Raw genomic sequence first — 22,816 nt, forward strand, 5'->3', positions numbered from 1 at the left:
TGGGCGTAGCCGAGATTGAGCCTTTAGCTGACGTTCAGCAGGCCGTATTCGTCCGTGGCGGCGCCTGTGCGCAGGGCTTTCACGGCGTCATCATAGCGGCCGAGTATCTGATAGCTCTTGGCTACCCCATCCCACCACCAGTTGACGTATTCATCGGTGATGGCGACTTGCCTTGGCTGGTCCGGCCGCGCCGCTTGCAGTGTCGCAAGCGCCTCCTCGGGGCGGCCCAGCATGCGCTGGAGCTGCGCAGTCCGGACAACGGCGGCGAGAGACTCCGGATGAGCGTCGGCATAGGCGCGGGCCTTGGCCAGGCTGCGCTCGGTCTCGGCGCGGCCGTCGAATGCGGCTGGCAGGGTCGCGCGCAGTCGTGGGTCGGTGCTGATCTTGAGGAGCTCTGTCGGTGTTTCGATCCGGCGCGCCAGCTCATGCGCCGCGGCCTGGTCGCCCGCATCGGCCAGGATGACGGCGTACTTGCGCTTGAAAATGTCCGCCGAGCCAAAGACGTCCTGCGGCTGATAGCTCTCGGCGACAAGCACCTTGAGCAGGCGGGCCTGCAGCGCGGGATCTGAGTTTGCCTGGCGTTCGAGCTGCAAGAAGCGCCTGATCGGAGTGGCGTTCAGCGCATCGGGATTGCGCATCGCCATGGCTTCCACCGTCTCGACGCCTTGGGCGGCGCGCGCGCCGGCCAGCTCGAACGTCAGCCGGGTGCTCCATAGGGCGTCGGTGCCGGCGGACTGGCTGGTTCCGTCGAGGGCGTAACGGTAAGCGCGGTCCTCCTGGCCGATCAAACCGGTGCACGAGGCGGCGATTTGGTAGACCGCCGCCCTTCCGAACTCTGGAAGGCTGGGAAACGCCTCGTCGCCCAGGGCGGCGTCCCAGTGTTTCAGGCTGGCCCGGCAGTCGCCTTGAGCGACCTTCTCGCTTCCGGCCTTGATACGCCGCTCCAAGGTTGAGGCATGAGCACCTGAGAAACCTGAGGCCATCGCCAAAGCCGCAAGGCAGCTCGCTGCAAACATGCCGTTTCGCTTACGCATACCCCTCCCAAAGGACTGTCGCGCTTACGCTCTTGGACACTTCGGCCCATTGAGCCGCCTGCTCCTTCACGCAGAGGCGGCCGTCTCCGCAGCCGCTCTCCCCCTGACCTGAGCAGCGCCCTCGTACAAGGGGCCCTCAGGCGCCCACATGCATAGATTGATCACATCTACCCCAGGTAAGGGAAGCGCCCACGAATGCGTCTTGGAGCGAGCGGTCGGCGGAGGCGCCCAGGACACTGCCTACGAAGCCCGGCGCGCCGAGCGAGCGCGACCTTGATCGGCTGATTTCGATCCTGGCGGCGCGCCTGATCAGTGGCCGCGGGGACGTTCAGTCGGTCGCTGAGCCTCGATCGCGAGCGCCTCCGAAAGCGCGCTGGCCTGTTGCGGCGACAGGACCATGGAGATCGGTATCCCCTCGCGTGTCGCGACGTGGATCGAAACCTCGCCAGTCGTAGTTCGTCCGGCAACCGTTTGTGTGACCCGAAAGGCGCTGACGATCCTGAACGGGTCAGTTTGCGCCTTGGCGCCCGCGCGAACCTTGGCGGCGGCTTCCCCCGCCGTTCGAAACGCCGTCAGGAGCTTGGTCCAGACGTGCGCTGGCGTCTTGAGCGCCACGATGCCCGAGTTCGCCGTTCGGACTTCCACGAAGACGGTCTGGCCATTGTCCATGCTGCCGACGCGCGCGTGGCCAGTCACCTGAATCTCGGTTAGCTCAACCATGTCATCCTCCGCGCGCGCCGTATCGAGACACCGAGTCGATAGCGGGGCCCAGGCCGGGGGCGCCTTTGGACAGAGGTGGCGGCGCCTCGCCATCTTCATCGGACACCACAAATTTGCTAGTCTGTCGCCGCTGCAGTCCAATTCTGGTCGGCCGCATCCCTTGAATGCGCGCCCGTCGGGCTTCGGCCTGGCGGGCCTTCAAGATGTTGCGAGACCGCGCCTCGCACCAGCGAAGCCCACATTCCTGGGTGCTGCAGTAGAGCTCAACGGCGTCGCTCCAACTTCCGGTCGGCTAGGTGATGTCGCCCAGATCGGCCGCCAGCGAGCTGAGCAGGGTCGCTCGACCAGCCCATGAGGGAGGCGCCTTGCGCGCGCCCTAACAAGCTGTACCGTTCGTCTCTGGCAGGAGCCCCGGGGGAGAGCCATGCGCCGTGAGCTTATAGCTGCAACTTTCGCCCTCATCGGGTGCAGCCCGTCTGGCGATGTGGAGCAACCGAGCGCGCCGCCCACGGAGGCCAGCGACAAGCCGAAAGTTTGGTCGTTCGGCTGAAGAAATGGCGGCTGCGGAGCGGGAGAAGGCGCAGGCCTCGGAACTCGCTGGGTTTCAGCCGCGGTGACGACAGAGAATTCATCGCCAGGCGGCGAGGTCGTCAATCGCATCTACCGCGGTCAGAAGCTCACGATCTACGAGGAGCGCTCCGGCTGGACGCGGACGACAGCCGATGGCTTCACACCGCGATGGAGCAAGACCGCGGACCTCTCTGAGAAGCAGCCGCCACCGGCCGCGGAGTACGCTGGGCCAGAACAGTATCGCGACCCGCGGAGCGCGCCGGACGCAATCCCGAACTCCGGAGAGTACAACCTCTCCAAGGCAGACGTAGACATCCTTTGGAATGGCGCGAAGCTCGTCCTCGATAGCCAGGACTGTGGGACCGTCACCGTAGCGGACAAGAGCGTGTCGAAGAAGGACACCTACTATGTGACATGCTCATCGGGTCGGGCGCACAATGTGTTCTTTACGAAGGTGGAAGCCTTGGCCGCACAATAGGCGTCGAACCTCGCCCGCCGGCGCGGTGGCGACGTCTCGGTCCGCAACGGTCGGAGGACTTCCATGCGAGCTGCCGCGCCCGTGATCGGCGCTCTGAGTGCGCTCTCGCTCGCCGCCTGTGGCGCCGCGCCGGCCGGCGGCCGAACAAGCTCGATGGGAAAGCGCGCCGATTTCAGGCGATCCAGAGGTGGAGCGCGAGTACCAGGGCGTCGTGGGTGAAATGGGGCCAGGCCCGGGCGTCGAGGCGTTGCTCTTTGGGGGCCGCGGCTTTGACGGTCAAACTTGCGAGGCCTGGAAGGTGCTGGGAACTTGCGAACAGCCAGCATCGCGGATGACGCGAGGAACACGCTCCTCCCCGCCTTGTCAGTCGGGATCGTCCCGCAGGTCCTCAATCGTCGTCTCGATGAGTCCGAGGCGGGCGGCGCGAGACAACACGTCCGCCAGCTCGTCCGCCTCCCGAACGCGTAGACCCATCGCGGCCTGGCCGTCTTCCAGTTGAGCGACAAGCCCGGTCCATATGTCGAAGACCGACCAGCCCTTGTCGTCCCTGCGGATGGCGAAACGTGGGGTCATGGCCAGGAGCCTATCACCGCCCGCCCAGAGAGCCACGAAAAGGGAAGAGCCCCAGCTCGCCTACCCATGGGGCATGGATGGGACGGTGGAGCGCCAAGAGCCACAAAGGCCTAGATGGGCAGCCGCGCTGGGGCGGATTGGGAACGCTCGGCGAGCCTTTTCCCGATCCGTGCGGTTTCGCCTAGCGGGTCGCTGCATGCGCAGCTTTTTGCGGCGGCCCCTGGTTGGTTGCGTGTCGGCCAATGCGCCCTGCCGCAACCGATGTGCTCCCAGGAATGGCCGCCGGCCGCAGCCGCTCAGGCTCGGCGGCCATCTCGGGAACGTTTCGATTGCGTCCAACGTTTCTTCTCGCCGCGCTGGCGCACCGGCAGCGCGTCTCAGCGCGGCGCGGTCGCTTCGCGTCCGTGGGCCGGGGGCGGTCTTCCCTGCAAACAGCAGATGCATCGAGGCCGCCCCCGGTGACGGCGATGGAATGCGTTTGGGAGGCTGGGAGCTTGTCGGCTGGCGGCAGCCCTCGGCGAACCCGCCTCTCCCTCGCGCCCGGAAACGCGGCCCCGCACGGTTCGGCGACCGCGCGCTCATGGCCCACGGTCTACCTTTCGCCCGTAGGGCGTTCGCCCTAAGCGAGCGCCTCGCGACGACAAGCATAGATGTCGATCCAGCCGGGTGCGAGATTGTCGTCCATCGCCTTGAGCTGCCGACGCCGAGACGGCGCCCTGGCGTTGGTTCAGCTAGGCAAGGGCCGACCGGGCCCGCTTGCGGCTGGACCGGATGGCCGAACCCGCAGCGCCGAACCCGAGGATCATCATCGCCCAGGCGGAAGGCTCGGGAACCCCCGACACCCATGTCCGGAAGTTCATATCGTAGTCCGTGTGATACATTCCCGCGGGGATGAAGGTGAACGCCTTGCCTCCGGCATAGTTGTTCGTGTCGCTGCCGTCAGACATGGTGTGCCAGCTGCTCCACGAGGTCTGGCAGAAGGCCACTTGCGGGCAGGATTCCACGGACATGCGGAAGGTGAGCAGATCGCCCTGAGCAGCCATGATGCCAAGGCTCCGGAGATCGAAGCTCGAGGTTACGTTCGCGCCTTCGCCCAGCTCGGACGCGGCCCTTGTCAGCGAACCGAGCTCGATCTGCCCCGGATACCACTCGTTCCCCCCGCTGAGGATCGTCAGGGTCACCTGGAAGTCCGTGTCGGTCGTAAATGCCTGGCCGTCCATGGACATCAAGCGAATGGCGCTGCCGAAGATGTCGATCTGATCCAGCCGGCCAGATTGGCCGACGGTCCAGGTTTGATACCCCTGTGTCGGCTGCAAACCGAATTGCGCTGAGTAGTGCGACGAGCCGCCGAGTCCCCCGCCGTGAGGAGTCTTTTCCAACAGGTTGTCGACATCGATGGTCGCAGCGTGCGTAGGCTGAGCCCCGATTACTGCGACAATAGCCAGCGTGGCCACTGAGCTCCACAAACGCATGCGTCATTCCTTCTGATTCGACAGAAGGCTAGTGCAGCCGTCCGCCGCACGTCCAACTCAATCTCCTGTAGAGCGATATCCCCTTGGGTTGCAGGGCGGTCCCAAGCGCGTGGGAGGGCTGGCTTCCTCCGTTGTTAGCGCCCAGGCTTCCACCTGTTGCCGCAAGCTAGGCACGTCACCACGATACTGGAGCTGCCTAGCCCACCGGCGGCCAACCCCATAGGGCCCACGACCAGAGCGCCTAGCGCAGCCCGCGACGACCCCATCCCCTGACACTGCTGAGCGAGCAGCGGCAGTTGTCGGCGAACGGTTTGTTGAGGCGTGGCGCGGGCTCAATTCTCAGCGTGGTCAGTGACCTGATGAACAAGCAACTTGCGGTTCATGCCATCGCTGTAGATGATCACGTCGCCGGCGCGTTCGGCGACACTCAGGCCTAGCTGTTCGTCGGCGACGAAGTCATCGATCACGGACCAGCCGACGCCCCCGTCAGTGATGGCCACATAGCGGTTCTTCCCTGCTCTCGGAATCTCCAGAACGAGCACACGCAATTCTCGCGGACTGGTGCCTCCTGAAGCTTTTAGAGATCCAGATCCGTAGCCCGGAAACGCCAACCCCAGTACTGCGGAGAACGCCTGCTCCCGATCGGCGAACCGCCTGGGTAACTGCGCGCGCGTCATCAGCCGTCGACATGGGCGATCTCGGTTGGGTCGATGTTGCTCGGATCCTGCTGGTAGTCCTCATAGTCGCGCGACAGGCGCACAACCTCTCCATCATAGATGACCGACCGACCGTCATCGCTGATTTCAGCGCGCGGTGAGGGCTCGGCCCGTGCGGTTTGGGCGAAACCCGCAGAGGTCCCGATCGCCATCACGGCTATTGCAGTGTTGAGGTTAGGAAGCCCCCGCATAGGCCGAGGCTAGAGCTGAAGTCGGGAGGGGGCAACGCACGCCGAGCTCTCGGTGAGAGCCTGCGGAGGTCCCTTCCCGTATGAACTTTTGCAGCCCGGCTTCAGCGTCGAGGATGGGCCGCCCGGCGCCGAAGCTAACCGACTCCCAGTCTTCCCGCATGGCTCGCGCCAGGAAGTAGTCTGCAAGAGTCCAGCACCGCCTGCTTGCCGGATCGTCTTCCACTCGGTACCCAGCCAGTTTGGCGACACGAGCGAGAGTCTGGCTGACAGCGAGCCCGTCGATGTCTTCTCGACCTCCGCTGGGAGGTTTGCGGACAACTCGAACGGCTGAGCCGCCAAGGCGCGCAACTCAGCCAAGTTCCGTGCCTGGCGCATCAAGGTGAGCTAGTCGGCGCGCCCCGCGGGGGGAGCCGGCCCGGCCCCGCCGCGCCCCGCCCCCTGCCCTTCCTGGCCCTGGTGGCGCGTCCGCTGGACGCGGGCAAATCCCCGGAGATACGGCGTCGAACAGCCGGTCAGGGGCCCAGCTCGCACCGTCAGGCGGGCTGTCTCGCAGGAAGGCTTATCGACCCGCTTCGCGCAGCCGAATGTAAACTCGCGCCACCGCATGAGAGAGCGTCAGCGACGGTTCTGTCGCGCACACGTTGGCGACCTCCATCACCAGGCCTTCAACATCAGTACTATGGCCGACCTTGCCCTCCGCCATGGCGTTGAGGCCCGACCAGTAGCCGGCGATCCATTGCAGCCCGGCCGCCTGGGATTCGGCGCTCCTCTGCCACGAGGCGCAACTCGATGCGCCCGCGCCAAGCGTGAGCACCTGGGCCGGCGGCGCCGCCGAGGCGACCGCTGCGCTGGCCAAGGCTGCTATCATCAACATCTCGGATACTCTCTCCACTAGAGCGGTGAACTGCGTTGTGGCGTTGGGGCGCCCCGGCCTCGCGCCAGTCTGGACGCCGCATAGGTCGCGCCCCATACACTGGGAGCGGTCGCAATCCGAATCCGGGTGCATCTGAGCAGCAAGGCCGACTTCCGGCGGTTGGATACCCTGGCGTTGAAGGCACGCTCCATGCGCTGCAGAGACCGGCGGATCGGATCAATCAGCAGGCAGACTATGGCCGACAACGAACAGCGCTCCGCGACGATGCGGCCGCCCCGGCTCCGGCGCTATTCGGGGTGTGCGTTCAGCGCCGCACGCGCGCCAGTCACCATATTCACGTCTCGAAGCACGACGGGCGCTCGGCGACCGTCTTCGAGGACAAGCGTCGATACCGACTCCTGCCAAGCGCGCTGGAGATCGAAGAAGTCGCCGTTGATCCGGCCGTCGGCGCCAGCTCGCCCGTCGCGCAGCCACATTTCGATGTTGTAGGTGACTTCGAAAGTCGAGCCGTCCTCCAGCTCGATTTGACCACTGCCCGCAAGCGTCTCCATCAGCCTTCCTTTCTCCGGACAAGGCGGAACTTGGTTACTGAGCTCAACAATCAGTTGCCCCGCGCGACCGATCTTGACAAGTCCGAGGGCGAGAGCCGACTGCAGCGGCGCGGCGACGAAACTCTGTCGAGTCAAGATGGTCCCGCGCGAGGAGATCGCGAACCTCCGGGCGTTGCGGGCAGACCGCGCGACCGTCGGCGCACTGAACGCAAGAGCTGCAATCATGTCCGTCCACCTTGCCCACTATCTTGATCATGAGCGCTGCCATGGCGTGCGGCTGACCTGCCTGGGATGCATGGGCCATCGCGACCTTTCCCTGACCGCCGTCATCCTCCGCCTTGAGGCGCTCGGCCTGGACGGCCCGCGTACGGCGATCGGAGACGTGGCGAGGTTCGTGCGCGAGCCGTGCCCGACGTGCGGCGGCAAGACATTTGAGACGGCGCCGGCGGTCTGAAGCACGAACGGCCGACCGCTCAAGCGATCAACGGACGACCATCCAGAGCAGGACGAGAAGTGCGGCGAGAGCCAATGCCGGCCCCAATACGATGATCGGGTTGAAGCCCATCGCATAGCCGTACCACGCGACGCAGGCCGCGAGGGCCATCAGTCCTGCGCTGACGACAAGGACCAGTCCCTTGAGGATCGCCTTCAGCGCCCGTCGACGCCATGATCCTGACGCGAGCCGCCGGGCGAGCGCCGCTGGCTGAGCTGGCGGCCCCGGCTGCATCTCAGCGCCTCGAAGCCTCGATGGCCCGTAAATCGGCCCCCAGCCGCCCGGCGATCCTGCTCGCCCACGTTGAGACGAAGGCGAAGATGGCCGCAATGCCGGACACGAGCGCAGCGAAGGACAGGTTAGGCGATGGCGCTAGCAGCTGCGCCCCCGCAACGGGCGCGACGACCAGGGCCATGATCGACATGCACGTCGCCAAGACGACGAATACGAGGCGGTTCATACTTGCGAGGCGTATTTCGTACTCGGTCATGTGGCGCAGGTGAAGGCCTCGGCGCTCGGGCGTCAACCCGCCGCCAAATTGCATGGGGACCGGCCCTAAATCGGGAGCGGAGCCAGGTCAGGCGTGCGCCGGCCGGGGAACCTCCGCGCGCGCGGTCCGTTTGGAGCCCGCCCGTCGCGCACTCTCCGCACGGATGGGCAGCTTCAGGAAGCCGCCTCCGTGTCTGCGCATGGGGGCGGTTTCTTCCCCTTTGCCACTGCGCGGCGGCTGTGGACGATCTGCTCGATGTCCGCTGTCGGCGACTAGGTTCGCGACCGAAATCGACCCATTGCGGGCATCAAGAACGCGACTCTTTGCTCTCCAAAGCCTGCCGCCGGTAAGTGTTGAGTTTGTTCGCCATGGTCTCCGGCGGTGTCGCCCAGCCCTTCGGCAGCGCGGCATCCGCACCGAACTGCCGATTGAATTTTGTCATCGGCGAAGCCTCACCAGAGTTCGGTCGATAATTGTAGCCGATTAACTTGCCGCCCCTTGGGAGCCGATAGACAAAAAACTCGTCGACGTCCTTCCACCGCACTTTCTTCGGCGTCCGCACTAGCCCGCCAGAAAGTGTAAAGCCTTCTTCGTCGAGCGAAAGTCGCTGGGGTCGGATCAATAGCCAGGTGAAAATGGTCGAACATAAGCCGAAGAAAACAACGCCGACATTGAGCTTCCAAGATCCTGGATCGTCATCCCTCGGTAGAAACAGCCCAATGGCGACGAATACGAGGCTACCTGCAAGATAGAAGGCGGACTTCAGGCGCGAACTCAATATCTCCATCGTACTCACCGCAACTTCTTCCGCTCGCTTCAAGATCGCAGTGCACCCAGTATCGACAAGCGAGTGAATGTCTCCTTGCCACCCTTAGCTGCCGAGCGGCTGCGCCCGTTTCTTGGCCGATCTCCTCGGCGTCCGCTGTCGGCGAGTAGGTCTGCGCCCCAAGGCGGCCCGTTGCCGGACATCGGACAGGGCCGGAGCGCTGCCCAAGCTAGCTGTGCGGCGCGACCGTTATGGCGTTGCGCTCGCAGATTGCATGGGCTGTTTCGGCCACGAATACGTCCATGTCCGCCGCGAGCGCTTCAAGGACATCGCGCGGCACATTGGGATTGCCCGCAATCGTACTGCGGACGGTGGCGTCGGAGTCCAAGGCAAGTTGCTCAAATAGCTGGCGACTGAGCTTGCGCTTCATCGCGACCGCCTGGCGCACTCGCTGATCTAGATCGCGAGCCAGCAGGGCCAGGATCTCAAGGGGAACCGTTTTGTTGTGGGCGACCCATTCACGCATGTCCGGGTAGCGCGAGATGACCTCAAGCCAGACCTCTTCAGCCGCCTCTTCGCGCGCAGCGCGCCCGTACTCATCCGGGTCGCTGCTTCGCCTTAAGCGGCTGAACTCGTCGGCTGAACCAATCATCCCGAGACGATAGTCGCCAAGTGGTTCGGTATTCCACCCCATGGCTGACTGAGGAATTGTGGCACAAAGCGCCGATGGACATTCGCATGGCCGCCTCGCTTATCTCCTTGCCGATCGTGGCGTGTTCCGGGCCGGAGCCTGCTGTTGTGGCGCTTCCCAGCGATAACGGGGCGCCCTATCGAGTTTTGCTCCAGACGTTTGACGACGGAGCCTACGCCGACCGACCATTTCAACTGCTGGTCCAGACCGCAGGCAGCACTGGGAAGTCCAAGACCGTGCTGCGCGCTTCGCAGTGCAAAGACGTGAGGGTCGCCCAAACCGTAGATGCGCTCTATGTATTCTACGGTGAACTCATACTGGAGGGTTTCTCGAGCTTCCAGTATGCGGCCAACGAGCCGCGAGTGTTCCTATGTGACTTGCGCGCCCCCGCTTGCGCCAGCATGCAGCGTCAGCTCATCGAGGCGGGCGCTAAGCTCTCCGAAGTATGCAGCTATCGGACTGGAGCCGTGACGTAGGGCGAATGCGCCATACGTCCGTACTCCCCTGATGGCGGACGTCGACCGAGGGGCCGCGGCCCAAGGGTGCGGCTTGATCATCGCCAGCGTCCGTTTCGCGATCCTGGCGACAACGTGGGGCCGAGGATCGACGACTTCCGCAATATCATACTCAGTTGAGCTGCTCAGCAGGGCCGCGATCTCTGAGTCATTGAGTCCATATCGATCCTTCAGCCACAGCGACATTCCGCTGGTCGCCATCTGCAATGACGAATCCAGGGTGTTGTCGATCCCGGAAACCATCACCTCGACGTCGCCCTCAGCCCAGATGTAGCCGAGCGACTTGCCCTTGATCTCGACCTCAAGCGAGGTCTCCAGGCCCTGGCCGCTAATTTCGCCGTCGCCCTGCAGCGCGTGACCATCGCCTAAGGAGAGCAGTGCTCCTTGTTGAAAGATCGGCAGGTAGAGGGTCACGCCCGCTGTCAGCCGGTTGTAGTCGAGGTTGCCGCCGTGAAATCCGAGGTCGCCCGCGAAGATCGCCCGGATCGGCGCTGCGACTTCCACTCACTTGTCGCCCTCGGCTTAGCGCGATCCTACGGGCAGGGATTGGGCGGTGAAGGCCTCGCGCCGACCGCAGCCGGGAGAAAGGAAGCCAAAAGAGGTTCGGCGTCCGGAACGACCAGCGGCAAGCCGCGTGGATTCGAACTGCTGTCCCCGGAAAGGCGTCGGGAGATAGCCAGGATTGGCGGCAAATCTGTCGCCCCGGTAAATCGGGCGCTCTCAAAGGATCGCGATCTCGCGGCCGCTGCTGGCCGCGTCGGCGGGCAACCGCCGCGACGGTGCCGGCGGGCGTCCTAGCGCTCTAGCAGCCAAGGCTTGGGGCGGAACGCGCCACCCCGAAGCCCGTGATCCTCACCGGCCCGAATACTTGACGCGCCAGCGGTTCGACTTCCGGTCGCGATTGAACGTCGTATCGAGCAGGTAGTCTTCGCCCTCGGCGTCCATCATCCAACGGTCAGCGGCCTTTAGCGCTGGGCCGGAGATCAGCATCACGCTCGGATAGAACACGAGGAAGTTGCTGACGTGCGGCGTTTCGAACTGGCCGTAGACGCTGGGGTCCACAGCGTTCCCGCAGGAGAAGATGCAGTCGGTTCCGAACGTCGCTTCGTGCGCCATGCCCCCTTGAGACCAAATTCGGCGAGCGAGAAGGTGCATTTCGGCGACAGTTCAGTCAAATCGAGGCGCTCGATAGCGCTATCATGGAAGGTGATCGACACGTCGCACCCGTCGACCACGTAGACGCGCTCGTCGCCGTAGACATTGCGCGCGGGCCCGGTGGTCTCTTCTAGATAACCGATATCCGCTCCGAACATGTCCGCTTTGAAGATGCTCGTCAGACGCCCCGCCGGCGGGTCGCTGACCGCCTCACGCGGGGCCGCCCCCGGCGGGGCTGCGGCCAGGACCACGGCTTCCGCCGCCGGCGCTGACGCGCGCGCCTGGGTCTCAGTGTCAGATCGGCGAGAGCCGACGTAGAACGCGCACGCACTGGACGCTACGAGAAGCAGACCCGACGCTCCTTCAGCTGCCCCGCCGCCAGATAGGTGACGTCCGCTCGGCCTGATTGGTGGACGCACCCTGGGGCGGTTGTCTACGCTTCATTGGCGGCGCTCCGGCCCCTCACCAAACACCTGCCGGCTAGCCGTGGCCCGCCTCCTGAAAGGGGCGGGCCTTTTGGATGGTGGTCATGATGCGAGGGGCAGCGCCAGTGCGGCCATGAGGGCCGCAGCGCAGGCGAAGAGGGCGGCGACGGCGTTCAGCCGGGCCTGCTTCTGCAGGGCCCGATACATGGCTGCGGCGCCAGCCCCGTCATTGTCGTAGCCGCCGATGTTGAGAGCGGGAATTGGGGTCAGGGCGGCCCAGAGCCAAAAGGAGGCCGAAATGATGCTGCAGAGCGCTGCAGCGACGAGGGGGAGGCTGTTCATAGGGTGAACGGTGCAGGAGCGGCGGCGCCCAAATCGATTTCGTTGTCGGCCATGGGCGCAGTCGCAGGCGGCCAATTTGTCCTCGCGGTCGCCGCCCCGAGAGGTCCAGTCGCAGTACGACGGCGTCGCCGATGACGGCGGAACTCGGGGCGGATGTCGTGGGCGCCGGTCATCCGGCGTTCCGCACGTCCGCAGCGATGACGCGGGCGAGGCTGACCAGACTGGCGAAGGCGGGCGGATTGGTCTGAGCGATCCGGGCCAAATCGGTCAACAGTTCGGAGCCTTTGTGCTGACTGACGATGGCCATGGCCATGGCGATGCTCGGGTTCTCGACCGGCTTTTGATGATCGGCGGGGAAGAAGTCGCCGGGCCGGCATCCGAGCGCTGCGGCGCAGCGCGCCAGCATCGAGGCCGACACGCGATTGGAGGCGCGCTCGTACTTTTGGACCTGCTGGAAGGTGATACCGAGACGCCCGGCCAGGGCCTCTTGGGACATGTTGGCGAGCTTCCGGCGCGAGCGGATCTCGGCGCCGACATGAATGTCGATCGGATCGGGCGCGAAATCGGCCGGGACGTCATAGGCCATGGAGCGATCTCCAGTCTGAGTTCAAGGTGCGCGACGGGGTGGGCCGCATGCTGGCTTGCAAGATCGTGGCGAGGCCAGGACGCGCATCTCGCCGAACCTAAGCCCTATGATGTCGGCGGCCTTTTATGCCGTGATTATGCGGCAACTCACTGCTGTGCCGCCTGGGCGCTGCGAGCCGCGCCGTCGTTCTGACTGCTGGGGTGCGCAACGCGCCTAGCCCGCTCGAACAGGTCCGTTTACTCGGCCTCTTGGCTATTCCTCGCGGCCCGCGCGCCGCGCTCGCCGCGCTCGCCGCGCTCGCCGCTGGCGTATCGCGATCCCGGCCACTCCAAACGCAACCACCATCACGGCCCAACTGGCGAGAAGTTCGTATGAACTGACCACCCTTGCACGTCTCCGGTTGCCTTTGCGGGCGTCCCTCGGCGTGGAGAGCGAATACATCTGCTTGACAGTTCCGCGCTGCAGACCAAGTGACGCAGCCGGGGCGTTGATCTTCGCGCCGCATTCTTGTGGAATTGCGAGCGATCACCGGCTGCGCGAGCCCGACGCGAACGGCGCGGACGGGCAGTCAGGCCGTCCTAGCCCCTTGCTTCATCCAGCGAGAAACCGGAACAAAACCCCCAACTTTCTCCCAACCATCCGCAGTTGGTCCAAAAAGCAGACATCTAAGTCATTGATTTTTTGGAGCGGGCGATGGGATTCGAACCCACGACATTCAGCTTGGGAAGCTGACGCTCTACCCCTGAGCTACGCCCGCGCCGGTCGCGCGCCGTTTTGAGCGGGGCGGACCAATGCCCTCCATCTAGCGATTCCCCGCGCGCGGCTCAAGCGATGGCCGCGAACGCGGACGCATTCCCGCAGTAGCGATCAACGCGGGAAACGCGCAGGAATGCGCCCGCTATCCGGGCGCTCCGCACCCAATGGTTAAGGTGTTACAATTTTTCATAGTAAATTCACGCTAACGCTGTTGCGCCAAAAGGTCGCGGCCGGCTATGTGCCCGCTCCAATAGCGTCGCCCCTCAGATCACAATGCGAGATAGTGATTGGGACCGGCGCACCTGTAAGCTGGAGTAACCTATGAAGAAGCTGTTTGTCGGGGCTGCGCTCGCGGTCTCGATGTTGGCCGCCGCTCCGGCCGCCAACGCCGCGCAATACATCAACCTCACCTCGCCGGCCGCCGACGGTTCGATCACCGGCGTGTTCGGCGACACCGCCGTCACCCGCGGCGACTTCTCGCACGTCTTCGACTTCGTGTTCCCGACCAACGGGGCCGGCGGCGCGACGATCAGCTCGATCCTGACGCTGGGCGCGCCCTCGACCAACATCAACTTCACCTCGGTGAAGCTGAACGGCGTCGCTCTCGACCTGATGTCGAGCGGCGATGTCGAGTTCCGCTCGCTGTTCAACCTGCCGGTCCTGGCCGGCGCGCAGAAGCTGGAAGTCGCCGGCTGGAGCGGCGGCAACGGCTCGTACAGCGGCACCCTGACCTTCGGCTCGGCGGTTCCGGAACCGGCGACCTGGGCGATGATGATCATCGGCTTCACCGGCGCCGGCGTGGCGATCCGCGCCAACCGTCGCAAGGGCGCCCTGGCCACCGCCTAAGCCCCGACGACAAGACGGCATTCGGACCCGCCCGCCCCGCGCCGGCGGGTCCTTTTGTTTTGACGCCCCCTCGCCGCGGCCGCACGATGGCGCAAACAACGAGAGGGAGGCCGCCATGGCCGACGGCGAGATCCAGACCCAGGCCAAATTCACGGCAATGACCGAGGGCACCCAGGACGACTGGATGGCCATCATGAAGGCCGCGGGCCCGTTCAACCGCACCCTGCCCGACCGGCTGATCGGCCATCTGAAGATGCTGCAAGGCGACGACGGTGGCTATCCGGTCGACCGGCTCGAGCACTCGCTGCAGACCGCCACCCGCGCCTTCAAGGACGGCCGCGACGAGGAGTACGTGGTCTGCGCGCTAATGCACGACATCGGCGACATCCTGGGCCCGGCCAACCACGCCGAGGTCGGGGCGGTAATCATGAAGCCCTACGTGTCGGAGCGGAACCACTGGATGCTCGACAAGCACGGCATCTTCCAGGGCTACTACTTCTTCCACCACCTGGGCCTGGACCGCGACATGCGCGAGCAGTTCCGCGGCCATCCGGACTTCGAGTACACGGCGCAGTTCTGCCATCTGTACGACCAGAACAGCTTCGACCCGGCGTATGAGTCGATGCCGCTGGAGGCGTTCGAGCCGATGATGCGGCGGGTGATGGAGCGGCCCAAGCGCTCGATCTATCGGCGCGAAGAGGCGTAGTCGCCAGCTATCATCCCGGTTTGCGCAGCAAGACCGGGACCCATTCACGCCAATTTGGCGGAATGGGGCGCGGTCGCGCCGCGACCTGACCCATCAGGTGTTCATGGTTCCCGGACAGCCGCTGCGCGGCTTCCGGGATGACACGATGCGCTCAGGCGTCCATGTCCAGCGAGTAGCCGGCCGAGCGCACGGTGCGGATCGGGTCGGCCATCGTCTCTTCCTTGTTGAGCGCCTTGCGCAAGCGGCCGACATGGACGTCGACGGTGCGGGCCTCGACATAGACGTCCGAGCCCCAGACCGCGTCCAGCAGCTGCTCGCGGCTGAACACTCGTCCCGGGTGCTGCATCAAGTAGTCCAGCAAGCGGAACTCAGTCGGGCCCAGGTGGATCTCCTTGCCCGCCCGCTTCACCCGGTGGGCGACGCGGTCGATGGTCAGGTCGCCGATGTGCACGCGATCCTCGGCCAGGCCCGGCCGGATGCGGCGCAGCACCGCGCGGATGCGGGCCGACAGCTCGCTCATCGCGAACGGCTTGACGATGTAGTCGTCGGCGCCGGTGTCCAGGCCGCGGATCCGATCGCTCTCTTCACCACGGGCGGTGAGCATGATGATCGGCACGTTGCGGCTTTCAGAGCGCTGGCGCAGGCGGCGGCAGACCTCGATGCCGGAGATCTTCGGCAGCATCCAGTCGAGGATGATGATGTCCGGCAAGCGCTCGGACACCAGGGTCAGGGCCTCCTCCCCGTCGGCGGCCACGACCACGTCGTAGCCTTCCTTGTCGAGGTTGTACTGCAGCAGGGTCGAGAGGGCGTCTTCGTCCTCAACCACCAGAATAAAGGGCGTCAATTCAGCGGACTCCTTGAAGCGAGCGCGCGTCAGACGCGCAGCGCATCCGTCTTCGGTCGTTCGGCGGAGATCATCTCTTCGCCGGTGATTTCGTAGTGGATGATCTCGGCGATGTTGGTGGCGTGGTCGCCGATACGCTCGAGATTCTTGGCGACGAACAGCAGGTGGGCGCAGGCGGTGATCGTGCGCGGATCGCCCATCATGTAGGTCAGCAATTCACGGAACAGGCTGTTGTAGTGCTCGTCCACCTCGTCGTCGCGCGACCACACCGCCAGCGCGCGGTCGAGGTCGGAGCCGGTGTAGGCGTCCAGCACGTCCTTCAGACGGCCCAGCACCAGGCGCCCCATGCGCTCGATCGAGCGGGTCAGCGGGCTGATCGGCTCGGCCTCGTTGAGGATCATCGTCCGCTTGGCGATGTTCTTGGCCAGGTCCCCGCAGCGTTCGAGGTTCGAGGCGATCTTCATCGCCGCCACCGTCTTGCGCAGGTCGTTGGCCATCGGCTGGCGCAGCGCGATCAGACGGATCGCCTTGCGCTCGATGTCGGCCTCCAGGACGTCCAGCCGCTCGTCGCGGCCGACCACCGCCTCGGCCAGCGCCTGGTCGCGCTTGACGACGGCGTCGAGCGCGTCGCCGACCTGAGCCTCAGTCAAACCGCCCATCCGCGCGCAGTCGGCGGTGAGGGTGTTCAGTTCGTCTTCGTAGGATTTGACGATGTGCTCGTTCATGTCCCTGCCCCTAGCCGAACCGGCCGGTGATGTAGTCCTGGGTGCGGCTGTCACGCGGGTTGGTGAAGATCTCGCCGGTGGGACCGGCCTCCACCAGCTTGCCCAGATGGAAGAAGGCGGTCTTCTGCGACACCCGCGCGGCCTGGGCCATCGAGTGGGTGACGATGACGATGCAGTACTGGTTGCGCAGTTCGTCGATCAGTTCCTCGATCCGCGCGGTGGCGATCGGGTCGAGCGCCGAGCAAGGCTCGTCCATCAGGATCACCTCCGGCGACACGGCGATGGCGCGGGCGATGACCAGGCGCTGCTGCTGGCCGCCGGAAAGGCCGGTGCCGGGCTGGTGCAGGCGGTCGGCGACCTCGGTCCAGAGGCCGGCGCGCTTCAGCGAGGATTCGACGATGGCTTCCAGTTCGGCCTTGCCCGAGGCGATGCCGTGGATGCGCGGGCCATAAGCGACGTTCTCGAAGATCGTCTTAGGGAACGGGTTGGGCTTCTGGAACACCATGCCGACCCGGGCGCGCAGCACCACCGGGTCGATGGAACGGTCGTTGACGTCCTCGCCGTCCAGCTCGATGCGGCCGGTGACCTTGCAGCCCGCGACGGTGTCGTTCATCCGGTTGATCGAGCGCAGGAAGGTCGACTTCCCGCAGCCCGACGGGCCGATCAGGGCGGTGACCGAGTTCTCGGGCACGTCGAGCGAGACGTCGAACAGCGCCTGCTTCTCGCCGTAGAAGACGTTGACGTCGCGGGCGCGGATCTTGATCGGCGCATTTGGTAGCGCCGCGTGACCACGGTCGACGGCGATGTGGACGGGGGCGGTGGCGGTGTCGTGAGCCATGGCGTCATCTCGCTGGCTGGGCATGGAAAATCTCGGGATCAGGCGCATCGCGTCACCACCGCCGCTCGAAGCGGCGCCGAAGCAGGATGGCGGCCAGGTTCATGACGATCATGAAGACCAGCAGCACGATGATGGCGGCGGCGGTGCGTTCATGGAAGCCGCGCTCGGAAGCGTTCTCCCAGATGAACACCTGAACGGGCAGGACGGTGGCCGCGCCGGTGAAACCTTCCGGAACGCCGGGCACGAAAGAGACCATGCCGATCATCAGCAGCGGCGCGGTCTCGCCAAGCGCGTGGGCCAGCGACAGGATCGCACCGGTCATGACGCCGGGCATGGCCAGCGGCAAGACATGGTGGAACACCGTCTGCGTGCGCGAGGCGCCGACCCCGAGCGCGGCCTCGCGGATCGACGGGGGCACGGCCTTCAGCGCCGAGCGGGTGGCGATGATCACGGTCGGCAGCGACATCAGCGCCAGCACCAGGCCGCCGACCAGCGGCGAGGAGCGCGGCACCGCCATCCAGTTGATGAACACCGCCAAGCCGAGCAGGCCGTAGACGATCGACGGCACCGCGGCGAGGTTGTTGATGTTGACCTCGATCAGGTCGGTCCAACGGTTCTTCGGCGCGAACTCTTCCAGATAGGTCGCGGCCAGCACCCCGATCGGGATCGCCAGGGTGGCGGTGACCAGCAGCATCATCAGCGAACCGACAATGGCCCCCAGCACGCCGGCCTGTTCCGGCTCGGTCGAGTCCGAGCGGGTCAGGAAGCCGGTGTTGAACCCGGAGGTGACGGCGCCGGACGCCTTGAGCTTGTCCATCCAATCCAGCTGCTGGTTGTCCAGCTTGCGCTCGTCCTCGGGCGTGGCGCGCTTGATCTGGTCCTTGAAGTAGAGGGCCGCGTCCGATTTCACCGGGCCGGTGACGGTGACCGTCTTGCCGATCAGGCTCGGGTCCTCGCGCACCATCTTCAGCAGCTGGAAGCCGAGGTCGTTGGACATGATCTCCAGGACCTTGCCCGACTTGTTCCCGAATTCGTCGTCGGTCTCGCCCAGCTTGGCCAGCACCGAGTTGGCGACCAGCATGTCGTAGTTGGCCCCGGTCGGATCGGCCTTGTCGATCTTGCTGGCGTCCAGGTGAACCGGGACGGTGATCTGGTAGTCGATGAAGGTCGAATAGCCCTGGGTCACGATCCGGCCGAGCAAGATCGCAAGGAAGGACAGCGCGATCACGATGGCCAGGCGGCCATAGAGGCGGAAGCGCATTTCCTGGGCGTGGCGCTTCTTCAGCCGCGCCTCGACGGTCTGGCGCAGGCTGTTCGCGGAGGGCGTCAGGGCGGCGTCAGTCATACTGTTCCCGGTATTTCCGCACGATGCGCAGGGCGACGATGTTCAGCATCAGCGTCACCGCAAAGAGGGTGAGGCCGAGGCCGAAGGCCGACAGCGTCTTGGGGCTGTCGAACTCCTGGTCGCCGGTGAGGAGAGTGACGATCTGGACGGTCACAGTGGTGACGGTGTCCAGCGGATTGAGGGTCATGCGGGCCTGGAGGCCCGCGGCCATGGTGACGATCATCGTCTCGCCGACGGCGCGGGAGACGGCCAGCAGCAGGGCGGCCATGATCCCCGGCAGGGCGGCGGGCAGCACCACCTTCTTGACCGTTTCGGAGCGCGTAGCGCCCATCGCCAGGCTGCCGTCGCGCAGCGACTGCGGCACGGCGTTGATGATGTCGTCGCTGAGCGAGGAGACGAACGGGATCAGCATGATCCCCATCACCGCGCCGGCGACCAGGGCCATCTGGTTCTGCACCTGCATCAGATACTGGGCCAGGCCGTCGAAGCTGCCGCCGGCCAGCTGAGCGCCGATCCAGTTGAAGAACGAGCGGAACAGCGGCCCGACCGTCAGGGCGGCGAAGAAGCCGTAGACCACGGTCGGCACGCCGGCGAGGATCTCGAGCAGCGGCTTGACCACCGATCGGGTCCAGGGGCTGGCGTATTCCGACAGATAGATCGCCGAGAACAGCCCGATCGGCGCGGCGACCATCATCGCGATCAGCATGATCAGGAAGGTGCCGACGAACAGCGGCACCGCCCCGAAGGCCCCGGCGCCGGCGAACTGGTCGGCGCGCATGGCGATCTGCGGGTTCCACTCGGTGCCGAGCAGGAACTCGTGCACCGGCACGGCCTGGAAGAAGCGCCAGCTTTCCCAGACCAGCGAGGCGATGATGCCCGCCGTGGTCAGGATGGCGGTGACCGAGCAGACGACGAACAGGCCTGCGACCCAGCCCTCGACCTTGTTGCGGGCGCGGAACTGGGGGGAAATGCGCGGATAGGCGATGAAGACGCCGGCCAGCGCCAGGATCGCGCCCAGGCCGATGGAGCCGTACTGGATCAGGCTGCTGATCTGCTGCGACTTGGCGGCCTTGTCCTCCAAGGCGGTCTTGAGCGCGCCGTCATAGATGGTCTCGCTGGGCGTGCCGCCGCGGGCGATGGCGCGGGCGTCGTCGTAGAAGACATCCTGCTGGGGGGCGGTCAGTTCCTGGACCGCGGCCGGCGGATCGACCCGCAGCAGGCCCGCCTCCAGCCGCCCGCCGAACATGGCGAACAGCAGGATCAGCAGGGCGGCGGGCACGCCGGCCCACAGGGCGGCGTAGCTGCCGTAGTAGCCGGGGAGCGAGTGAAGCTGCGCTGGCTTGCCGGCGGTGACGGCGACCGCGCGGCGGCGACCGGCCATGTAGGTGGCCAGCGAGAACAGCAGCAGCGCCGTCAGGGCGATCCAGGTGAGCATCGAAGGTCCATGCCGTTGCGCGAGCCGGACATTCGAGTGGCTGATCGCCCCTCTGCCCGCCCGGGCTGGAAAGTGCCCGCCTTATGCTGTCGGGCTGCGACAGTTCGATGACAGTTTCATTACGATGAGGGGCCGCGCCCTATCACATCCGTCAGCTAGGCGCGGTCGCAGGAACTCCCCACCCTCCACCCTGGATAGGCCGCACGCGCACGACAGAGGCGCGGCGCCGGAGGAGGAAGAGATATGCCAGGACAATTCACCCTGCGCGGGCTGCTGGCGCTGAGCGTCAGCACGGCCGCGCTGTTTTCAGCCGCGCCCGTGGCGGCCCAGTCGTCGGGCCAGAGCGCCACAGAAATCGAAGCGGTCGTCGTCACCGCCCAGCGCCGGGAAGAGACCGCCAACGCCGTCGGCATGGGCATCCAGGCCGTCAGCGGCGAAACGCTCGACAAGCTGCACGTCACCAACGTGAAGGATCTGAGCACCTTCGCGCCGAGCTTCAGCGTGTCGCAGAGCTATCAGGGGGTGCCGACCTACACCCTGCGCGGGATCGGCTTCAACACGATCAACATGTCGGCCACCTCGACCGTCGGCACCTATACCGACGAGGTCGCCTACGCCTACCCGATGATGAACACCGGCCCGATCTACGACCTGGAACGGGTCGAGGTGCTCAAGGGACCGCAGGGCACGCTCTACGGCCGCAACACCACCGCCGGCCTGATCGACTTCGTCACCCGCAAGCCGACCGAGGAGTTCCAGGCGGCGATCACCGGCGAGATCGGCAACTACAAGACCCACAACTTCGAAGGCTATGTCAGCGGCCCGATCGCCGATCGCATCCAGGGCCGTCTGGCCTTCCGCACCGAAGACAGCGACGAGGGCTGGCAGATCAGCAATACCCGCGGCGAGCGCCAGGGCGAGGTCCACCGCTACGGCGGGCGCGCCTCGCTGGCGATCCAGCCCACCGACACCCTGTCGATCGACGCCTCGCTGACCGCCTGGCGCAACAAGTCCGACACCGTGGCGGCGCAGGGGATCGGCTTCACCCCGGCCACCACCGGCAGCCCGTTCAACGCGCCCGGGCTGGCCGCCTACATCGCCGCCAACGCCCCGACCAAGGCGGACCAGGCCGACTGGGCCCCGCTGTCGGTGCGCTCGGCCGACATCGGGGTCGGGATCGGCATCGGCGGGCCGCTGCGCGAGAACAACGACTTCTACGCCGGGAAGGTGAAGATCGACTGGGACCTGGGCGGCGACCTGCGACTGGTTTCGCTGACCAGCTACAACAAGCTCGAGCGCAACGCGAAGTTCGACTGGAGCGGCGCGCCCTACGAAATCCTCATCCAGCACGCCCAGGGCGACATCGAATCGATCGCCCAGGAAATCCACCTGGAGGGATCGGGCGAGAACTTCTTCTGGCTGGCCGGCGGCTATATCGCCCGCGACCGCATCCTCGACTCCAACCGCACCCTGCTGGGGCAAAACGCCAACGTCACCCTGATCCGCACGGTCGGCCAACCGCTGCTGGCGACGCCGTTCAACTCCGGCGGCTACACCGCGGCCCAGTTGAACCAGTCATTCCGCACCTACCAGGACATCGGGCGTATCGAGACCGATACCTGGAGCCTGTTCGCCAATGGCGACTATCGCTTCAACGAGCAGTTCAAGCTGACCGCCGGCATCCGCTACACGCAGGACAAGCAGGACTATGCGGGCTGCTCGCGTGACGTGAATGGCAGCATGCTGCCCAACGTGAACGTCGTGAACCGGGCGCTGTTCTTCCCCGCCTACGGGATGGTGGCGCCGATCGGCCCCAACGATTGCAGCACCTTCGATCCGGCCAAGCGGGCGTTCGGCCTGGTCACCTCGACCCTGGACGAGGACAACGTGGCCTGGCGCTTGGCGCTCGACTGGACCCCGGCCGAGGGCGTGCTGGTGTTCGGCTCGATCTCGCGCGGGGCCAAGGCCGGCGCCACGCCGATCAACGCCGCCAACATCTCGACCCAGAACGCCCCCGCGACCCAGGAACTGCTGACCGCCTACGAGGTGGGCGTAAAGGCCGCGCTGTTCGAGCGCCGGGTGCAGGCCAATGTCAGCGCCTTCTACTACGACTATGAAGACAAGCAGCTCAGCGTCTATTTCGCTGACCCGATCTACACCGCCCTGGCGCGGCTGGCGAACGTGCCCGATTCCGAGGCCTACGGCCTGGACGGCGAGGTGACCTGGCGCGCGACCCAGGCCCTGACCCTGATCGGTTCGGCCACCTTCCTGCACACCGAGGTGAAGAACTACATCGGCATCAACGCCGCCGGCAGGCCGATGGACTTCGACGGCAAGCCGTTCCTCTACAGCCCGAAGTTCCAGGGCGGGCTGACGGCGCTCTACAGCCGCGACCTGAGCGAGAACCTCGGCCTGCAGGCAGCGATCGCCGGGCGCTACCAGTCCAAGTCGCACGCCGACCTGGAAGGCGATCCGCGCTTCGTCATCGAGGACTACGGCGTGCTGAACGCCAGCCTCGGGGTGCATGCGCTGGACGACCGCTGGGAGCTGTCGCTCTGGGGCCGCAACCTGACCGACGAGTATTACTGGAGCGCGGTCAGCAGCAACGCCAACGTCGTGGTCCGCTTCCCGGGCCAGACGCGCACTTACGGGGCCTCGCTGACTTTCAAATTCTAGAAG

27 protein-coding genes and 1 tRNA gene are annotated in these 22,816 nt (G+C 65.6%); 6 read left to right on the top strand and 22 right to left on the bottom strand.

Annotated elements, in window-relative coordinates:
• Positions 1-23: 23 nt before the first annotated feature.
• Both C0481_RS02485 and C0481_RS02490 read right to left on the bottom strand, forming a co-directional pair.
• On the bottom strand, positions 24-947 hold the full coding sequence (locus C0481_RS02485) for a hypothetical protein (RefSeq protein WP_293400377.1): 924 nt from the start codon (positions 945-947) through the stop codon (positions 24-26).
• Positions 948-1,343: 396 nt separating this feature from the next.
• The gene (locus C0481_RS02490) at positions 1,344-1,754 is read right to left on the bottom strand and encodes a hypothetical protein (protein ID WP_293400379.1); all 411 of its coding nucleotides are present in this window, start codon (positions 1,752-1,754) and stop codon (positions 1,344-1,346) included.
• Between the two features lie 613 nt (positions 1,755-2,367).
• Between C0481_RS02490 and C0481_RS02495 the strand changes: the two genes are divergently transcribed.
• Complete coding sequence (locus C0481_RS02495) at positions 2,368-2,802, top strand: hypothetical protein (RefSeq protein ID WP_293400381.1); 435 nt, start codon at positions 2,368-2,370, stop codon at positions 2,800-2,802.
• A 363-nt stretch (positions 2,803-3,165) separates the two neighbouring features.
• Here C0481_RS02495 and C0481_RS02500 read toward each other — a convergent pair whose 3' ends face one another.
• The 6 genes from C0481_RS02500 to C0481_RS02525 all read right to left on the bottom strand — a co-directional run bounded on the left by C0481_RS02500 (position 3,166) and on the right by C0481_RS02525 (position 7,404).
• Positions 3,166-3,375 carry a hypothetical protein gene (locus C0481_RS02500; protein WP_293400383.1) on the bottom strand — a complete coding sequence of 70 codons (210 nt, stop codon included), beginning with the start codon at positions 3,373-3,375 and terminating at the stop codon, positions 3,166-3,168.
• Between the two features lie 731 nt (positions 3,376-4,106).
• Positions 4,107-4,847, bottom strand: a complete 741-nt coding sequence (locus C0481_RS02505; RefSeq protein WP_293400385.1) for a PEPxxWA-CTERM sorting domain-containing protein — start codon at positions 4,845-4,847, stop codon at positions 4,107-4,109.
• Positions 4,848-5,179: 332 nt separating this feature from the next.
• The gene (locus C0481_RS02510; protein ID WP_293400387.1) at positions 5,180-5,524 is read right to left on the bottom strand and encodes a hypothetical protein; all 345 of its coding nucleotides are present in this window, start codon (positions 5,522-5,524) and stop codon (positions 5,180-5,182) included.
• Positions 5,524-5,715 (bottom strand): hypothetical protein, encoded by a 192-nt coding sequence (locus C0481_RS02515; RefSeq protein WP_293400389.1) that lies wholly within the window; start codon positions 5,713-5,715, stop codon positions 5,524-5,526. Before C0481_RS02515 ends, C0481_RS02510 begins: the two co-directional genes overlap by 1 nt.
• A gap of 598 nt (positions 5,716-6,313) precedes the next feature.
• Positions 6,314-6,610: a hypothetical protein gene (locus tag C0481_RS02520; RefSeq protein WP_293400391.1), complete on the bottom strand. Its 297-nt coding sequence runs from the start codon at positions 6,608-6,610 to the stop codon at positions 6,314-6,316.
• Between the two features lie 305 nt (positions 6,611-6,915).
• Complete coding sequence (locus C0481_RS02525; RefSeq protein WP_293400393.1) at positions 6,916-7,404, bottom strand: hypothetical protein; 489 nt, start codon at positions 7,402-7,404, stop codon at positions 6,916-6,918.
• On the opposite strand from C0481_RS02525, the gene C0481_RS02530 reads away from it, so the two are divergent.
• Positions 7,403-7,633: a hypothetical protein gene (locus tag C0481_RS02530; RefSeq protein ID WP_293400395.1), complete on the top strand. Its 231-nt coding sequence runs from the start codon at positions 7,403-7,405 to the stop codon at positions 7,631-7,633. The two genes, C0481_RS02525 and C0481_RS02530, sit on opposite strands and share 2 nt — an antisense overlap.
• Before the next feature lie 27 nt (positions 7,634-7,660).
• On the opposite strand, the gene C0481_RS02535 is transcribed toward C0481_RS02530, so the two are convergent.
• The 5 genes from C0481_RS02535 to C0481_RS02555 form a co-directional block, all read right to left on the bottom strand.
• Positions 7,661-7,906 (bottom strand): hypothetical protein, encoded by a 246-nt coding sequence (locus C0481_RS02535; protein ID WP_293400397.1) that lies wholly within the window; start codon positions 7,904-7,906, stop codon positions 7,661-7,663.
• Between the two features lies 1 nt (position 7,907).
• Entirely contained in the window at positions 7,908-8,096 is a 189-nt protein-coding gene (locus C0481_RS02540; protein ID WP_293400399.1) for a hypothetical protein, read from the bottom strand.
• A gap of 373 nt (positions 8,097-8,469) precedes the next feature.
• Positions 8,470-8,958 carry a hypothetical protein gene (locus tag C0481_RS02545; RefSeq protein ID WP_293400401.1) on the bottom strand — a complete coding sequence of 163 codons (489 nt, stop codon included), beginning with the start codon at positions 8,956-8,958 and terminating at the stop codon, positions 8,470-8,472.
• A 199-nt stretch (positions 8,959-9,157) separates the two neighbouring features.
• Positions 9,158-9,622, bottom strand: a complete 465-nt coding sequence (locus C0481_RS02550; RefSeq protein ID WP_293400403.1) for a hypothetical protein — start codon at positions 9,620-9,622, stop codon at positions 9,158-9,160.
• A 365-nt stretch (positions 9,623-9,987) separates the two neighbouring features.
• Positions 9,988-10,638, bottom strand: a complete 651-nt coding sequence (locus C0481_RS02555) for an acetamidase/formamidase family protein (RefSeq protein WP_293400405.1) — start codon at positions 10,636-10,638, stop codon at positions 9,988-9,990.
• Between the two features lie 141 nt (positions 10,639-10,779).
• Between C0481_RS02555 and C0481_RS02560 the strand changes: the two genes are divergently transcribed.
• A complete protein-coding gene (locus C0481_RS02560; protein ID WP_293400559.1) occupies positions 10,780-10,932 on the top strand; it encodes a hypothetical protein in 153 nt (50 codons plus the stop codon).
• Positions 10,933-10,986: 54 nt separating this feature from the next.
• Here C0481_RS02560 and C0481_RS02565 read toward each other — a convergent pair whose 3' ends face one another.
• From C0481_RS02565 to C0481_RS02580, 4 genes are all read right to left on the bottom strand, one after another.
• Positions 10,987-11,250, bottom strand: a complete 264-nt coding sequence (locus C0481_RS02565) for a hypothetical protein (RefSeq protein WP_293400407.1) — start codon at positions 11,248-11,250, stop codon at positions 10,987-10,989.
• Between the two features lie 566 nt (positions 11,251-11,816).
• Positions 11,817-12,056: a hypothetical protein gene (locus C0481_RS02570; RefSeq protein ID WP_293400409.1), complete on the bottom strand. Its 240-nt coding sequence runs from the start codon at positions 12,054-12,056 to the stop codon at positions 11,817-11,819.
• Between the two features lie 169 nt (positions 12,057-12,225).
• Positions 12,226-12,642, bottom strand: coding sequence for a helix-turn-helix transcriptional regulator (locus tag C0481_RS02575; protein WP_293400411.1), 417 nt, complete (start codon positions 12,640-12,642; stop codon positions 12,226-12,228).
• A 682-nt stretch (positions 12,643-13,324) separates the two neighbouring features.
• Positions 13,325-13,399 (bottom strand) — tRNA-Gly (locus C0481_RS02580).
• 320 nt (positions 13,400-13,719) lie between these two features.
• Between C0481_RS02580 and C0481_RS02585 the strand changes: the two genes are divergently transcribed.
• The gene (locus C0481_RS02585; protein WP_293400413.1) at positions 13,720-14,244 is read left to right on the top strand and encodes an FxDxF family PEP-CTERM protein; all 525 of its coding nucleotides are present in this window, start codon (positions 13,720-13,722) and stop codon (positions 14,242-14,244) included.
• Positions 14,245-14,359: 115 nt separating this feature from the next.
• Positions 14,360-14,950 (top strand): HD domain-containing protein, encoded by a 591-nt coding sequence (locus C0481_RS02590; RefSeq protein WP_293400415.1) that lies wholly within the window; start codon positions 14,360-14,362, stop codon positions 14,948-14,950.
• 151 nt (positions 14,951-15,101) lie between these two features.
• On the opposite strand, the gene phoB is transcribed toward C0481_RS02590, so the two are convergent.
• The 5 genes from phoB to pstC are packed head-to-tail and all read right to left on the bottom strand — an operon-like array spanning position 15,102 to position 20,137.
• The gene (gene phoB, locus C0481_RS02595; protein WP_293400417.1) at positions 15,102-15,794 is read right to left on the bottom strand and encodes a phosphate regulon transcriptional regulator PhoB; all 693 of its coding nucleotides are present in this window, start codon (positions 15,792-15,794) and stop codon (positions 15,102-15,104) included.
• Between the two features lie 29 nt (positions 15,795-15,823).
• Positions 15,824-16,519, bottom strand: coding sequence for a phosphate signaling complex protein PhoU (gene phoU, locus C0481_RS02600; RefSeq protein WP_293400419.1), 696 nt, complete (start codon positions 16,517-16,519; stop codon positions 15,824-15,826).
• Positions 16,520-16,529: 10 nt separating this feature from the next.
• The gene (gene pstB / locus C0481_RS02605) at positions 16,530-17,357 is read right to left on the bottom strand and encodes a phosphate ABC transporter ATP-binding protein PstB (protein ID WP_293400421.1); all 828 of its coding nucleotides are present in this window, start codon (positions 17,355-17,357) and stop codon (positions 16,530-16,532) included.
• A gap of 52 nt (positions 17,358-17,409) precedes the next feature.
• A complete protein-coding gene (gene pstA / locus C0481_RS02610; protein ID WP_293400423.1) occupies positions 17,410-18,702 on the bottom strand; it encodes a phosphate ABC transporter permease PstA in 1,293 nt (430 codons plus the stop codon).
• The gene (gene pstC / locus C0481_RS02615; RefSeq protein WP_293400425.1) at positions 18,695-20,137 is read right to left on the bottom strand and encodes a phosphate ABC transporter permease subunit PstC; all 1,443 of its coding nucleotides are present in this window, start codon (positions 20,135-20,137) and stop codon (positions 18,695-18,697) included. Before pstC ends, pstA begins: the two co-directional genes overlap by 8 nt.
• A gap of 243 nt (positions 20,138-20,380) precedes the next feature.
• Between pstC and C0481_RS02620 the strand changes: the two genes are divergently transcribed.
• A complete protein-coding gene (locus C0481_RS02620) occupies positions 20,381-22,813 on the top strand; it encodes a TonB-dependent receptor (RefSeq protein WP_293400427.1) in 2,433 nt (810 codons plus the stop codon).
• Positions 22,814-22,816 lie beyond the last annotated feature (3 nt).

The sequence above is a fragment of the Phenylobacterium sp. genome (genome assembly GCF_013822795.1).
Classification (GTDB): Bacteria; Pseudomonadota; Alphaproteobacteria; order Caulobacterales; family Caulobacteraceae; genus Phenylobacterium.

What these genes read in the sequence shown, in the direction of transcription:
- C0481_RS02490 (WP_293400379.1), bottom strand. Translation starts at nt 1,754, where the DNA reads ATGGTTGAGCTAACCGAGATTCAGGTGACTGGCCACGCGCGCGTCGGC.
- C0481_RS02500 (WP_293400383.1), bottom strand. Translation starts at nt 3,375, where the DNA reads ATGACCCCACGTTTCGCCATCCGCAGGGACGACAAGGGCTGGTCGGTC.
- C0481_RS02505 (WP_293400385.1), bottom strand. Translation starts at nt 4,847, where the DNA reads ATGCGTTTGTGGAGCTCAGTGGCCACGCTGGCTATTGTCGCAGTAATC.
- C0481_RS02510 (WP_293400387.1), bottom strand. Translation starts at nt 5,524, where the DNA reads ATGACGCGCGCGCAGTTACCCAGGCGGTTCGCCGATCGGGAGCAGGCG.
- C0481_RS02515 (WP_293400389.1), bottom strand. Translation starts at nt 5,715, where the DNA reads ATGGCGATCGGGACCTCTGCGGGTTTCGCCCAAACCGCACGGGCCGAG.
- C0481_RS02530 (WP_293400395.1), top strand. Translation starts at nt 7,403, where the DNA reads ATGTCCGTCCACCTTGCCCACTATCTTGATCATGAGCGCTGCCATGGC.
- C0481_RS02525 (WP_293400393.1), bottom strand. Translation starts at nt 7,404, where the DNA reads ATGATTGCAGCTCTTGCGTTCAGTGCGCCGACGGTCGCGCGGTCTGCC.
- C0481_RS02535 (WP_293400397.1), bottom strand. Translation starts at nt 7,906, where the DNA reads ATGCAGCCGGGGCCGCCAGCTCAGCCAGCGGCGCTCGCCCGGCGGCTC.
- C0481_RS02540 (WP_293400399.1), bottom strand. Translation starts at nt 8,096, where the DNA reads ATGTCGATCATGGCCCTGGTCGTCGCGCCCGTTGCGGGGGCGCAGCTG.
- C0481_RS02550 (WP_293400403.1), bottom strand. Translation starts at nt 9,622, where the DNA reads ATGGGGTGGAATACCGAACCACTTGGCGACTATCGTCTCGGGATGATT.
- C0481_RS02565 (WP_293400407.1), bottom strand. Translation starts at nt 11,250, where the DNA reads ATGGCGCACGAAGCGACGTTCGGAACCGACTGCATCTTCTCCTGCGGG.
- C0481_RS02570 (WP_293400409.1), bottom strand. Translation starts at nt 12,056, where the DNA reads ATGAACAGCCTCCCCCTCGTCGCTGCAGCGCTCTGCAGCATCATTTCG.
- C0481_RS02575 (WP_293400411.1), bottom strand. Translation starts at nt 12,642, where the DNA reads ATGGCCTATGACGTCCCGGCCGATTTCGCGCCCGATCCGATCGACATT.
- C0481_RS02585 (WP_293400413.1), top strand. Translation starts at nt 13,720, where the DNA reads ATGAAGAAGCTGTTTGTCGGGGCTGCGCTCGCGGTCTCGATGTTGGCC.
- C0481_RS02590 (WP_293400415.1), top strand. Translation starts at nt 14,360, where the DNA reads ATGGCCGACGGCGAGATCCAGACCCAGGCCAAATTCACGGCAATGACC.
- phoU (WP_293400419.1), bottom strand. Translation starts at nt 16,519, where the DNA reads ATGAACGAGCACATCGTCAAATCCTACGAAGACGAACTGAACACCCTC.
- pstB (WP_293400421.1), bottom strand. Translation starts at nt 17,357, where the DNA reads ATGGCTCACGACACCGCCACCGCCCCCGTCCACATCGCCGTCGACCGT.
- pstA (WP_293400423.1), bottom strand. Translation starts at nt 18,702, where the DNA reads ATGACTGACGCCGCCCTGACGCCCTCCGCGAACAGCCTGCGCCAGACC.
- pstC (WP_293400425.1), bottom strand. Translation starts at nt 20,137, where the DNA reads ATGCTCACCTGGATCGCCCTGACGGCGCTGCTGCTGTTCTCGCTGGCC.
- C0481_RS02620 (WP_293400427.1), top strand. Translation starts at nt 20,381, where the DNA reads ATGCCAGGACAATTCACCCTGCGCGGGCTGCTGGCGCTGAGCGTCAGC.